Origin of the sequence: Chryseosolibacter indicum, assembly GCF_018598585.1 — a bacterium.
GTDB lineage: Bacteria > Bacteroidota > Bacteroidia > Cytophagales > Cyclobacteriaceae > Chryseosolibacter > Chryseosolibacter indicus.
Map to the genome: position 1 here is coordinate 65,825 of NZ_JAHESD010000019.1, position 14,839 is coordinate 80,663.

General features: G+C 41.9%; 6 protein-coding genes. 4 read left to right on the top strand and 2 right to left on the bottom strand.

The features are described 5' to 3' along the window. Window positions 1-227: 227 nt before the first annotated feature. Window positions 228-1,025, bottom strand: a complete 798-nt coding sequence (locus KK060_RS10690; RefSeq protein ID WP_254153718.1) for an alpha/beta fold hydrolase — start codon at window positions 1,023-1,025, stop codon at window positions 228-230. Between the two features lie 290 nt (window positions 1,026-1,315). Between KK060_RS10690 and KK060_RS10695 the strand changes: the two genes are divergently transcribed. Beyond that, on the top strand, window positions 1,316-2,113 hold the full coding sequence (locus tag KK060_RS10695) for a polysaccharide deacetylase family protein (protein ID WP_254153719.1): 798 nt from the start codon (window positions 1,316-1,318) through the stop codon (window positions 2,111-2,113). On the opposite strand, the gene KK060_RS10700 is transcribed toward KK060_RS10695, so the two are convergent. Next, a complete protein-coding gene (locus KK060_RS10700; RefSeq protein ID WP_254153720.1) occupies window positions 2,114-4,051 on the bottom strand; it encodes a sialate O-acetylesterase in 1,938 nt (645 codons plus the stop codon). It lies immediately after the preceding gene. Window positions 4,052-4,397: 346 nt separating this feature from the next. Here KK060_RS10700 and KK060_RS10705 point away from each other — a divergent pair, with 346 nt between their 5' ends. The 3 genes from KK060_RS10705 (at window position 4,398) to KK060_RS10715 (ending at window position 14,631) form a co-directional block, all read left to right on the top strand. Beyond that, window positions 4,398-8,024: a PKD domain-containing protein gene (locus tag KK060_RS10705; RefSeq protein ID WP_254153721.1), complete on the top strand. Its 3,627-nt coding sequence runs from the start codon at window positions 4,398-4,400 to the stop codon at window positions 8,022-8,024. A gap of 100 nt (window positions 8,025-8,124) precedes the next feature. After that, a complete protein-coding gene (locus KK060_RS10710) occupies window positions 8,125-11,610 on the top strand; it encodes a glycosyl hydrolase (RefSeq protein WP_254153722.1) in 3,486 nt (1,161 codons plus the stop codon). A 96-nt stretch (window positions 11,611-11,706) separates the two neighbouring features. Next, complete coding sequence (locus KK060_RS10715; protein ID WP_254153723.1) at window positions 11,707-14,631, top strand: ligand-binding sensor domain-containing protein; 2,925 nt, start codon at window positions 11,707-11,709, stop codon at window positions 14,629-14,631. Window positions 14,632-14,839 lie beyond the last annotated feature (208 nt).

Genomic DNA, 14,839 nt, shown 5'->3' on the forward strand with positions numbered 1-14,839 from the left:
ACTTAGAGCATTCTGCGTCTGCAAAACCATGGACAAAGGCAAAATTAACATCGTCTCTGCTCTTGCATTTAATACGGATGGGATATTTACTACCTACACATTTAAGCAGTAACATCTTCAAATCCTCCGTATCTACGCAGTGTTCCATACCAAATTGGAAGGTCAAATTAAGGCAATGCGGCTGACATAAAATCAAAAAAGCGGGAATATATTTTAATTAATCCCGGTTAGCCCAAATAGCTTTTAATTTCACGGATTGTTTCAGCCGGGGCTGTCAATTGTGGGAAATGACCTTTTGCTTTCAGAAGTTTTAAATCGCTCTTTTCAAGATGCGCGTGCAGGTAATCGCCAACCTGTAGCGGTGCCATTATATCGAAAGCACATTGCATAATTAATGCTGGCTTCTTAAACTTTAATAAATCTTTGCGATGGTCAGAAAAGAAGGTAGCCAGGGCAAATTGTCTCATTAACTGCCGATCTGTTGTTACGAGGCTTTTGATCAGCTCCTCTGTAAATTCAGGTTTGTCGGGATTATTCATTATCGTTGGAGCAGCCTCATTCGCCCAATTTATATAGTCTCTCTCCATTGACTCGAAGAAGTTCTCCATTTCTTTTTTCTTAAATCCGCCAACATAGCCGTCTTCATTATTTACATAACATGGTGATGGTGCGATAAACACCATTTTAGAGAAGCGTTCTGGTTGTTTTATTGCTGCAAGCAATCCAATCATGCTGCTAATTGAATGGCCTACGTAGATTACGTTTGTTAATTTAAGCGCCTCACATATTTCAAGTACATCCAACACATATCCATCTAATGTCGCATATCTTTCTTTAATGTAAGCACTTGCATCAGAATCACCGCAGCCTACATAATCAAAAAGGATAATTTTATAATCTTCTTCAAAGGCAGGAGTAATGAACCGCCAGATGGATTGACTAACGCCAAACCCGTGCGCGAACATTAAAGGCTGTTCTCCTTTGCCGATTACATTTACATGATTTCTTTTGATAATATCTTCCACGACCTACTGCTTTAAAACCATTAATTAAAGGCAGACACAAAACCTAAACACATCTTATTTCATGAACATCTTACACATAATAGATAGAAGTCATTAAATATAGAATTTCTGAAGGCAGCTTAAGTAACACACTTTAAATTAAGAATTGTACTGCTATTAACAAAGAAATAAAAGACAACGGCAGGATTTACACCCTTACCATGGAAGAATTTCTCCTTTGTCACTTTAAGGAATTAAAAGTTTTGCATATTCATTAAATTAATAATTACATTAGAACAATTCGTTAAGTCATGCGTTGCAATTTATCTGCTATAATTATTGGTATCACACTATTATCGTTTTCAGCTTCGGCCCAAAAGAACTGGAACAACAAGAAATGCGCTGTGGTACTTACCTATGACGATGCTTTAAATGTACATCTCGACAATGTTATTCCTGTTCTCGACTCCCTAGGACTGAAAGGAACTTTCTACCTTTCCGCGTATTTCCCCGGAAGCAAAAATCGATTGAGCGATTGGAAGAAGGCTGCGGCGAATGGTCACGAGTTGGGCAACCATACGCTTTTTCATCCTTGTATCGGCAAGTCTAAAGGAAGAAGTTGGGTGAGGAAAGAACGTGACCTCGACAATTATTCTATGGAACGATTGGTTGAAGAAATAAGAATGACGAATGTATTTCTTCAGGCATTGGACGGGAAAACAAAACGAACCTTTGCTTACCCATGTGGAGATATGACTGTTAACGATTCGTCCTATGTGAATAACATCAGCAATGATTTTGTATCAGCCAGGGGCGTAGAAGGTCGAATGTCATCCATAAATGATGCTAACCTTTTCGCTATTGGCTCCTACATGATAAACGGACAATCGGGTGAGGAGATGATTAAGTTGGTTAAGGAAGCTATAAAGAATAATTCGCTACTCGTATTTCTATTTCATGGTGTTGGGGGTGAACATGATTTAAACGTTAGTCTGCCTGCGCATCGCCAGCTCTTACAATTCCTCAAGAAGCATGAGCACGAAATATGGATAACTCCATTTATAGAAGCTACTGAATACATGAAAAAGAATCAAACTATAAACAAATAGTTAATTACTATCCGTGCGGAAAGGTGAAGCTGGTAAACCTTCTTTATTATATAAATTAGCCCCTGCCGGATTATCTCCCCATGCATAGCGTACTGCTACAGGGTTATTTACGGATTTACCTGATACAATAACTTTGTTACCTTCTATTTTAGCATCAGCATCTACAAATTGACCATCACTTCCTGCTATCACAAAACCTTTCAGAACGTCACTATCCTTTGCAATCAAACCAGAGCCTTTGTGTTTAAACTCCAGAACCATTTTATTACCCTGTATTCTTTTTGAATCATAGATTGGCCCGGAATAAACAATGTTTTCACCATACGCTTTTGCTCTTGCAGCAAGGGCTAATCGCTTACCTACATCTTGCTTGTTTAATGGGTGCAGGTCATTCCATTCGCCAACATCGATTGTAACAGCCATAGCAGTGTTGGGTACTGACAGCGTTTTAAGTTGTGCTTCACGCAGCTCAGGCCATCCGCTCTTTAAAGGATTCTCTGTTTGGAAATTGGTAAGCTGAACATATAGAAAGGGAAAGTTGCCCTGTTTCCAGTGCGTTCGCCAATCTGCAATCATAGCAGAGAAAACCTTATTGTACTTTTCTGGTCTTGCAGTGTTTGATTCTCCCTGGTACCAAATCACACCCTTTATGGAATAATTTAACAACGGAGCAATCATTGAGTTAAACAACGCACCCGGTTTATACTGAATAAAGGTTGCGGGCTTTAGTGGTTCAAGTTTTGCACCTACTTTATAGTGCCATGCTCCGCTCAAATCTATCGTTTCTGCTCCGGAAGAGATCTCATACTTCTTGTCTTCAACAAAACCGCCTTTGCCACCTGTATTAATTACCCTGATTACAATTGTATTCTTTCCTGCTTTAAGAATTCCTTCAGGGATAGTGTACCGCCTTGGTGGATATCGATATCCTGTTGTTCCAACAAATACTCCGTTTACATATACAGAATCACTGTCGACGATACACCCAAGAAATAGTTTTACCGTCTTTCCCGCAAGAGATTCAGGTACTTCAAAATCTTTCCGAAACCAAACAACACCATTTAAATCTTTTAAACCCTTATCATGCCAATAACCAGGGATAGACATTGTGTCCCACTGCGAGGAGTTATAGTTTATATCATACCAACGCTTGTCTCCCCTATATCCTTCATCCGTTTGGTACAACCTGTTATACCAACCCTTGCTCAATGTTCTTTCAGCGGATAAGATGCTATCAATGAGTTTATTATTTTCAAACCTATTTGCTTCTTTGGCATATTCTGGAAACATCTTCAATCCATCCTTACTTAACCATGCCTCGGCAGGAGTTCCACCAACACTTGAATTTATTAAGCCAATAGGAATGTGATACTGTTCATACAAAGCTTTTGCAAAGAAATAAGCTGTAGCACTAAAGCTTAAAACATTAGTAGGATCTGCATACTTCCAGCCTCCAGATGGAAGGTCGTCATGCACGTTTTTAAAATCATAGTTGGTAGCTATAAAGAAATGACGAATATTGGGATTTTGAGATTGAGCAATAACATCGGGATAACGCTCTTTAACCCGCTCCATAGATAAAGCCATATTCGATTGGCCAGAGCAGATCCATACATCGCCAATCAGGATGTCCTTTACAACAATATGGTTACTAGCCTTTATCTCCATCTCATAAGGACCGCCAGCCTTCATTGCTGGTAACTCAACGGTCCATTTACCATCCGCCCCAGCTTTTGTTTTAAAGTGTTTATTTAAAAAAGAGACCGCCACTTCTTCTCCAACATCAGCCCATCCCCAAATTTTTATTTTAGTATCTCTTTGAAGTACCAGGCCATCGCTTATCAGCCTTGGAAGGCGAACCTCTGCGCGAGAATCCTGAAAAAAGGAAACTGCTATAACGATCATCTGAATCAGAACATACTTTACTACCCGCTGCATGTGGCTAAACGTTTAAGAACAAATAAAACTTCCCATTACCTTAGGGAATGCGCCAGCAATATAATAATGATAATCGTTTCCGGAATCGATTACCACTAACGTTTTCCGGTATTTACAATCGTATAAATAATTTCTAAATCATTGACATTCTGTTCAGGTGAGACCTCCTTTTGTTGCCAAATTTTAAAATTGAAGTAGTTATAACGTAGTGAAAACGTAGTGTTATGCAGGTGGTTTTTTTCAATAGTCAGTCACTAACGAGCATATTTGGTTAATGCGCTGTAGAGTCAAAACGCATAACAGTCGCTTAAAAAGACCCTGAATTTAACCTAATATAAAATTCAACATGATGAGAAAGTGTTTACCCTTATTCTTGCTATTCGCATTAGGATGCGCCATGAATGCGTATGCACAGACCTTAGTGTGGTCTGATGAATTTAACCAACCTAAATTGGATGTCGACAAATGGACCCGGGAGGTAGGCGGAAGTGGTTTTGGAAACGGAGAACTTCAATATTACACTTCCGGAGAATCAAATGTGTTTATCGGGTCGAAGACCAACGCTTCAGATACAGGTTACCTGGTTATTGAAGCGCGAAGAGAGAACTATGGTGTGCCACCCGAGAACCGGCAGTTCACTTCCGGAAGAATCGTAACTTCCGGGAAGTTTAATTTTAAGTATGGTACGATAGAAGCCCGAATTAAATTACCGAATCTTCAAAACGGGCTATGGCCTGCATTCTGGATGCTGGGAGCGAACTACCCTACGGATGGATGGCCTAAGTCTGGCGAGATTGATATACTCGAAGCTGGCTTCAAGGATGACTGGCAAGGCAATGTAGCCAATAAAAAAAGTCACTCAACGGTGCATTGGTTCCAGGACAATTACCAGCAGATTGATCCTAACGCTCCTGGTAACGGATGGTGGGGAAATGCGTCAGCCACGAATAGCACGACTATCTCCGGTAATTTCTATGATGCCTTCCATCTCTTTAAACTGGTATGGACACCAACACAGATTCTTGGATATGTTGATAACGTACAATTTTATACGTTCAATATCCCGCCTTCTGATCCTAACATCACGGAGTTTACCACCAATCCCTTTTACATTATACTCAACCTTGCGGTGGGTGGAAGCAATTTTGTGGGTATAACAGACCCGGCCCAAATTACAGCACCCATGCCGGCACAAATGCTGGTAGATTATGTACGCGTTTATTCCAATGCAAGTACAGAAATTTTCCAGGCGAAGAATCTGCCCAAACAGACCGGTACGTTTGGCGTGTTCACAGAAACAAAACCAGTAACAGCATCGTTGGGAGCGACTCCTGAAATTGAAGTATGGAATAATCTTTCCGCTGCATCATCTGCCCCGCAAGAAGGCAGTAATGTATTGGCCTTTACCGCTAATCCTGGTAACTGGTTTGGATTGGGAATTCCTACTGGAGCAACAAACGTGAAGAACATGCAGAATTTCATTGACGGACAGCTTCACTTTCATATGAAGACGACATCAAACTGGCCATTCTCGGTGGGGATTCAAAGCACTATGAATGGCAACGCACAGGGTGGTACACAATCTAAAACGGTACGATTAGATCCTGCAAATGCGACACAGTATGGTCTGGTGCGAGACGGCCAATGGCATGAAGTGGTTATTTCCCTAAGTGCATTTGGAAACGTAGAGTTCAGATCGATCAACAACATGTTCTACATTGTAGGTGATAATCCTTCTTCCCCGGTAACTTTTGCTATTGATAATATCTACTGGCAGGATGGTACCAAGGTAACACCACAGAATGGTGACTATGTGTTATACAGCGACACCAAGACAGGTGTTGATAAGTTTGACCAAGGAATTGATGGCGATTTTTTCGTATGGGAAAATACACTGAACAGTCAGACAACCCCTGCTAATGAAGGAAGTAATGTACTGTCATTTACCAACGCAGGTAAGGGTTGGTTTGGTGCTGCCTTCACACCTAACAATGTATACAACCTAACGGGGTTTAGAAATACCAATGCAAAACTTGTATTCTCATTAAAGACATCGGATACTACCACACCTTTCTACATTGGGATGAAAAGTGGTACCCGTGACGGAGAAGGACAAAAGTGGATAGCGTTTGAACCAGGCCAATCTCCTTATGGCTTTGTAAGGAACGGCACCTGGCAGGTTGTACAAATACCCATGAGTGATATCTATGATGCTGTTGACCTCATGGAAGTAACGCAGTTATTCCAGATACTAGGCACCGGAAACATCGCCAATATTGCCATTGACAACATCTATTTTTCAGGTGCAGGTGCAGCGCAGCCTGATGGGAACACAAACACCCCTCCTACTGCCAATGCAGGTGCAGATAAAGCCATTACGTTGCCTGCCAATAGCGTTGTAATCACCGGAAGCGGTACAGATGCAGGTGGATCAATTACTGCCTATCAATGGCTGCAAGTAAGCGGTCCTTCTACGGCAGTGCTGACAGGTGCTAACACAGCCAATCTTACAGCAAGCTCGCTGGTAGCAGGAACGTATGTATTCAGGCTTACAGTAACGGATAATGGAGGACTAACAGCATCGGATGATGTAAGTGTTGTTGTAAGTAATAGTACCAGTCCTAACCTGGCCTTTACAAAACCTGTAACCGTTTCTTCAACAGAAGAGCCAGGAACACCTGCATCAGGTGCTGTAGATGGCAATGCTGCAACGCGGTGGTCAAGCGCGCACGCTGACCCGCAATGGATTTATGTTGACCTCGGTGCTACCTACAATGTAAACCGCGTAAAGATCACCTGGGAAGCTGCATACGGAAAAGATTATCTTGTGCAAGTATCATCCAATACAAGTACATGGAATACGATAAGAACAGTAACCGGAAACACTTCACTTATTAATGATCATACAGGATTATCAGGCAGTGGGCGTTACATACGGATCTACGGTACTGCGCGTGGCACAGCATGGGGATATTCCATTTATGAATTAGAAGTTTATGGAACTTCAGCAGCCAATGTAGGTCCTGTTGCAAATGCAGGTGCTGATAAGAATATAACCTTACCAACAAACAGCGTAGTTATTAACGGAAGCGCCACAGACAGCGATGGCACCATTGCATCGTATGCATGGACAAGAGTCAGTGGTCCAAACACTCCTACCCTTTCAGGAGCCAATACAGCTAACCTTACCGTAAACGGACTGGTAGCCGGAACATATGTGTTCCGACTGACAGTAACAGATAATGGAGGCCTTACAGCATCGGATGATGTAACGGTAGTTGTAAACAATGCGCCTAACGTTAATCTCGCATTAACGAAACCTGTAACAGTCTCTACTACGGAAGAACCAGGCACACCAGGCTCTGCTGCTGTTGATGGAAATGCGGCAACACGTTGGTCGAGTGCATTTGCTGATCCGCAATGGATTTATGTCGACCTCGGTGCTACGTATGCTGTTAACCGGGTAAAGATTACCTGGGAAGATGCTTATGGCAAAGATTACCGTGTTGAAATCTCAAGCAATGCTTCATCATGGAGTGTACTGAAAACAGTTACCAACAATACAACATTGGTTAATGATCACACCGGGTTATCTGCAACAGGAAGGTACGTTCGGATCTACGGAACAGCGCGCGGTACTGTTTATGGATATTCTATCTACGAACTTGAAGTTTATGGAAGCAGTGCCTCAGGCGCAAGAATAGCAAGCCAAAGCTTGCAATCTGATGAAGAGGCAACATCCAATCAGATTTCGTCAGTAGAATTTTATCCTAACCCTGCGTCTGACTTCATTCATATCGACGGCCTGGAAGATGGAGCACCGGTAAGAATAACACCTTATAACGGAAACCAGATTTATGATTTCACCATCGTGAATGAAGTGATTGATATCCGGCATATACCAACAGGGTTGTATATCATCAACTTCAATAAAGGTTCAAAATCAATTCGTAAAACGGTGATCAAGAACTAGCCATCACCCTTGGGTAACAGCTGGAAGAATATTACCCCGCCTTCTTCCAGCTGAATTACCTCATTCACTAAATCAACTTATCAACTAAAACTAATTAACCATGAGAAAAGTTAGTTTCCTGGCCATGCTATGGTTTTACCTGATAGCACTGGCCCCTTCTTATTCGCAATCCGTAGTTAATGTAGGGGCGGGAAGTTATGCTTCTTATCCACCCACCCATGAGATGGAAGGTACTTTTACCAACTTTGCCCAAAATGCCGAGATTGATGTTAGCCCGGGTGAAACACGCCCTATACCTACAAACGATTGGTGGACCAATCTTATCTACGATGAGGCAGACCAGATAGGCGGGCAGTTATGGGCCATGCCTCTTGTTGTTGATCCTTCGGCTGAGGGATTAAACATTTTCAATCCATACAAATGGAATGGTGAAGGATCTAATCTCTTGATCGATTATCCTGTTGTATTAAAGGGAAGTGGTTTCACTGCTTCAAAAACCATTGTTACCAATTGGTCTGACTGGGCGGTAGATGCAAAACTCTACCAGGATGTAAATAACAAATACATCAATTTCACAACAGCGCATGGCATCCCCTTCGTATGGACGAACAACGTTGGGTTTACACCACAGATAGAATGCTATCACGGTGCATCGTATATCAACGCTTCGGGTGCTGACATTACCTTTCCATTTACCGGAGAGTATTTTGTTATCCGCTATTGGGATACTTATTATGGCGTACATCTTCCTCCTGGAAGTACCGTTACCAGAGGTGGGCTTACAGGCAACTTGCTCACGGTAAACTTTCCTGCAGGGCAGAATTACCTTATATTCTCTGCACTTCCTGATGCAGCTTCTGCAGCTACTGTTCATCAGTATGCTTATGTGAAGCCAACAAATACCACCATCAGCTACAGCTATAATACCAGTGCCGGATCGATCAGTACGACATGGAATCTTACCACAACCAACTTACGCGGAGCATCACAGCTTAATGTAATGCAAGGTTTTCTTCCTCATCATTACAGAACAGCTACATCCTCAAACGCTGTCTATAATGGAATTACCTACAAGCAAGCCCGGGGACTTCTCAGAATGGCTACGGGTAAAAATTTCACATTCAGCTATAAGTTCAGTGGCATACTTCCACATTATAAAGCACCTCAAACCCTAAGCGGAGAAGCTACACCTTACAACGCATCGAGAATGAGTACACTCATCAGCAACTATGCTACGGAAATACAAAAGACAACTCCGTACGGGGCAGCTGATACATACTGGGGAGGGAAAGATGTAGTGCGGCTCGCAAAGTATATGCTGATGGCCAAGGAGACAAACCATCCGCAGTACAATACATTGCTTACTATTCTTAAGAACACCCTTACCAACTGGTTTACCTATACACCCGGAGAAACGGAGCGATACTTTGCCTGGTACCCGAAATGGAAAGCATTGGTAGGATTTAATGAAAGTTATTATTCAGGATTATTTACCGATAATCATTTTCACTATGGTTATTTTATTCAAGCTGCTGCCCTCGCGGGGATGGCAGACCCTGCGTTTGTAAATCAGTATGCGGGTATCCTCACCATGATCGCAAAGCAATATGCAAACTGGGATAAGGCTGATGCAAACTTCCCTTTTATGCGCACATTCGACCCATGGATGGGCCATTCGTATGCTGGTGGTATATCATCACCTAATGGTAACAATCAGGAGTCTACTTCTGAAGCTATGCAATCATGGCATGCGTTGTTCTTTCTAGGTGCACAACTGAACAACACCGCCATGCGTGATGCTGGGGCGTTCGGATATATGTATGAATCTAAAGCTACACTTGAGTATTGGTTTAATGTTAGCAATGACGTATGGCCCGATACGTATAACAGTGCGCACGATGTTGTCGGCATTATGTGGCCTGGCGGATATGTGTATGGCACCTACTTTGGTACTGATCCGCAATGGATCCATGGAATACAAATGCTTCCGGTTAGTCCCGGTTTTCACTACCTCAACCAGGGCTTTACTAAAACACAGGCTACAAGCTATTACACCAAGCTAATGACTGAGCTCCTTACTTATAATACAGCACAAGGTAACACAGCGCGGACAGATGGCGGCATAGTCACTGAAGCCGAAGTTGGTCACGATTGGGCTAATGTATTGTTAGGATTCAGGATGCTGTTTGATCCGCAATATGTAACCCAGAAGTTAAACCAATATTACACATCATCGGATCAGGAAGAGAAAGATGTCGTTCTTTATCCTTACGAAGGTGGTACTACTTATTACTATGCGCATGCCTTACAAAACCTGGGCGAATATCAACCCAATTATCACATGTCTATTCCAACCAGTGCAACATTTTATAACGCAACCACAGGTCAAACTACCTATGTGGTTTATAACGCTTCCAGTACTGCTCAAACCTGTATTGTATATAATAATGGAACGCAGGTAGCATCTTTCACTGTTCCTGCCAATACCTTATATAGCTCATTGGGCGGAACTCAAAACCCGGGAGCCGCTCCGATTCCAGGAACCATTAAAGCAGAGAGCTATTCGACTATGAGTGGTGTACAAAAAGAGCCGACTACAGATACAGGAGCCGGAGAAAATGTAGGATGGATTGAAGCCGGCGACTGGATGGATTATAACGTGAATGTTGCATCGGCGGGTTCCTATGCAGTCTCCTTCCGGGTAGCAAGTCTCGCTGGCGGCGGACAAATTCAATTACGATCCGGATCTACTGTATTATCAACAGTGAATGTAAATGCAACAGGTGACTGGCAGGCATGGACTAACATAACAACCTCAGCAAATCTTACTGCGGGAGTTCAGACGCTCCGTGTTTACGCATCCGCCGGAGGATGGAATTTAAACTGGATACAGTTCTCCAGCGCCTCAGGCAACTCTAATCTCGCCCTTAATAAACCTGTAACTGTTTCTACAACAGAAATTCCTGAAACACCTGGCTCTGCAGCCGTAGATGGAAACCTGGCTACACGCTGGTCAAGCCAGTTTGCTGATCCGCAATGGATCTATGTAGACCTTGGCGCTACGTATACCATCAACCGCGTAAAGATTACCTGGGAAGATGCGTTTGGCAGAGATTACCTGATCCAGGCTTCAACCAATACATCATCATGGACAACACTAAAAACCGTAGCATCAAATACCACGCTTGTTAATGACCATACAGGATTATCGGGTAGTGGCAGGTATATCCGGATTTATGGCACAACACGAGGAACACCGTATGGCTACTCCATTTATGAATTGGAAGTTTATGGTACTGGCTCTGCCTCTGGGCGTTTGGCTTCTCAATCAGAAACAACGTCATTCGAAGACGCTGATGGCGATGAGGCCTTATCGCTTTACCCAGTTCCTGTAAAAGATAAACTGTATATTAATGGAGGCGATAAAGATTCCCATTATCTGTTGCGCAATTCAGCAGGTACTCCTGTATTGGAAGGTATACTTTCTGATGGTGCCTTAGATCTACGGGCATTACCAAACGGAATATATCTTCTGGATATCCGAAGTAACCGCAAACTAATCAGGAAGAAACTTATCAAAGAATAAGTACAACCAACTGAAAAGGGGGATTCATTGTCTCCCTTTTCTTTTTACTTCTTTACAATCTACTTATATTCCGCTTGAAGCTACAACCAGACCTACATGAGCGGAACACTATTGCAACCTCTCCTTAAGAGATTGTTATTCTTTTTTGTTTTACTAAATGTAATTATCCAAGTTCGCAGCTATGCCCAGATTAAATTTGAAGGCATTCCTTATATTAAGAATTATGCAAAGCAGGATTATAACTCATCGCCCTTTAACTGGAACATTATTCAGGACCAAAGAGGAATTATCTATGTAGCGAATAACTATAATCTCCTCGAATTTGATGGAAACACGTGGAAGTGCATGCCATTGCCAAACCGCACGGTAGTACGATCGCTGGCCATCGACAAAAAAGGTATTGTATATGTAGGTGGTCAGGCCGACTTTGGATATCTCGCTCCAAACGAACAAGGTGAGACAAGTTTCATATCCTTAAAATCAAAAATCGATTTGACCCACCGGTCATTTGCTGATGTCTGGAAAATACTGGTTACAGAACAAGGCGTCATGTTCTGTACATTCTCCGGAATCTATTATCTGAAAAATGGTGACATCAGCTTTTATAAATTAGATCATAATACCTTTGGCATTACATCGTTCTTTTATGTTCATCAACAGATCTTTGTATGCTCTGAGAAACAAGGCATCTTTGAACTAAAGAACAACTCCCTGGTAAAAATGGCAGGTAGTGAGCATGTAAGCGCTTATCTGATCACGGGTATGCTTTCCAGCGAAAATAAACAAGTGCTTCTTGTTACCCAAAAGAATGGCATATACACCCTGGATGAAGACAAAAGAATAAGGCCATGGATATTTAATGATTATGGATTTTTAAAGAACAATGCTATTACCTGTGCTACCGCAATTTCTAAAGGCATACTATTAGGCTCGTCACATAACGGCGTGTTGATGATAGACAAATACGGAAAACCCCTACTGCATTTAAATGAAGAAACGGGACTTCAGAATAATGGCATTGAATACATCTATCCGGATAATAATGGTAACCTGTGGCTAGCGCTTAGAGATGGCGTTGACTACATTGAAGTTAATTCACCTTTTACCTTGTTCAATTCAAAAAGTGGTATTGCAGGCTCTGGTTTTACTTCATGGATCGATGGAAAGAGACTTTACCTGGGAACCAGCGAAGGGTTGTATTACCAGGATTGGAAGGAAAATGAAATGCTACTTTCGGATAGAAGCTTCAACCTCGTTTCCGGCTCGCAAGGACAAACCTACAACCTGCAAAAGCTAAACAATACCCTTCTGCTCACACATAACAATGGTGCTTACGAAGTACATGGCAACAGTTTAGAGAAAGTAGGAGATCAAAATGGGATATGGATGTTTATGCCCCTGCTCTCCCATCCCGATTATATTATATGTGGCACGTATACCGGCTTATACCTGTATAAGATGATTAATAACAGGCTTAAGTATCAATGGAAAATACAAGGCTTTGATGAATCATCAAGGGTAATGGAGCAGGACGAAGAAGGTAATATATGGATTGCCCACGGATACCTTGGATTGTATAAAATAAGGCTCTCGACAGATCTTCACGCTATTGATAAAATCGAATTCTATAATTCACAGCATGGATTTCCTTCCAATGCATTTATCAATGTTTATAAGATAAACAATGAACTGGTGTTCCCCGGGGAGAAAGGCATTTATTCATACCATAAAGAAAGTAACTCTTTTGTTCCGCATGAACTGTTCAATTCGCTGATCAGCACAACAAGTCATACACGAAAATTAATTGAGGATAAGGAGGGCAATATCTGGTTTTCGGTAGGTGACGAAATAGGCATCTTTAAAAAGCGCAATGGACAGAATTATGAAGTATCGAAAACCATATTTAACAAGCTGCAGAGAAAACTGGTAGGCGGCTTTGAGCACATTGCCTACTATGACAACAAGAATGTAATTATTGGTATTGAGGATGGCTTTGTACATTTCGACCCGTCGTTTGTCTTCAATACGGACCATACCTTTTTAACCTTGATTAGAAAAGCTGAGGTAACAAGAGACAGCGATTCACTGCTCTCCGCAGGTTGGTATTCTTCTTCGACCACACCATGGCAACAATCCTCTGAGAAAATACCTGTGCTGGATTACAACCATAATGCCTTGCGTTTTACGTATACATCATCTTCTTATGAAGATGCACCCAAGGTTCAATACCAATACAGACTTGAAGGCTATGACAAAAACTGGTCGACATGGACAAAAGCTACCAGCAAAGAATACAACAACTTAAGAGAAGGCACGTATACCTTTTATGTAAAGAGTAAAGACATTTATAATCGCGAAGGCTCTGTTGCATCGTACCAGTTTCAAATTCTTCCTCCCTGGTACAGAACACCTCTAGCCTATCTCGTATACAGTGTATTATTTTTTATTTTGCTCTATACGCTAAAAAGAATTGCACAGCATGAGCAGAAGAAAGCCATGCAACTAAAGGAGATTATGCACCACGAGGAAGTACTGAAGGCGGAAAAAGAGATTATTAAGCTCAACAATGAAAAGCTGGAAACAGAGCTGGCTCACAAAAACAAAGAACTCGCCTCCTCGGCAATACACATTGTGCATGGCGTTGAAACGATTCAAAAAATAAAAACCTCACTGGTAACTGCTATTGAAACCGTGCACGACAATGAAGCAAAGCAACACATGAAGAAATTGCTTCGATCTATCTCCAATGAGATGACTATGGAAACGCGGTGGGAACAATTTGAACACCACTTCAACCAGATACACCAGAACTTTATCACGCGAATCCGAAATGAATACCCGAACCTTACACACAACGACATCAAGCTGATAGCCTATCTTAAACTTAATCTCTCAACGAAGGAAATTGCGCCTCTCTTAAATCTGACTGTTCGTGGTGTAGAGGCCAGTCGATACAGGATAAGGAAGAAGATGAACCTGAACCCGGCAGTGAATCTTACGGAGTTTATTTTGAAGTACTGATCGCTATTAGCTTTTGACCTTTGGCTTTTAGCTCGGCCCTCATTAATTGAAGAATTTCTAATGGTGCCATTAGGCAATACCTCGGTAAGATTCTCTTGTGAATACCGGTTCATATTTTCTTCGGTAGCTGTTTTTTCCAAATAGAATTAACGTATTGACTAGCAATAGAATAGCGTTAGAATGCCTTAGAAATGCCTCCTGGGTGCCT

Bases quoted from the DNA above. Each gene is read 5' to 3' on its own strand.
- KK060_RS10705 (WP_254153721.1), top strand. From the start codon at position 4,398: ATGATGAGAAAGTGTTTACCCTTATTCTTGCTATTCGCATTAGGATGC.
- KK060_RS10715 (WP_254153723.1), top strand. From the start codon at position 11,707: ATGAGCGGAACACTATTGCAACCTCTCCTTAAGAGATTGTTATTCTTT.
- KK060_RS10710 (WP_254153722.1), top strand. From the start codon at position 8,125: ATGAGAAAAGTTAGTTTCCTGGCCATGCTATGGTTTTACCTGATAGCA.
- KK060_RS10700 (WP_254153720.1), bottom strand. From the start codon at position 4,051: ATGCAGCGGGTAGTAAAGTATGTTCTGATTCAGATGATCGTTATAGCA.
- KK060_RS10695 (WP_254153719.1), top strand. From the start codon at position 1,316: ATGCGTTGCAATTTATCTGCTATAATTATTGGTATCACACTATTATCG.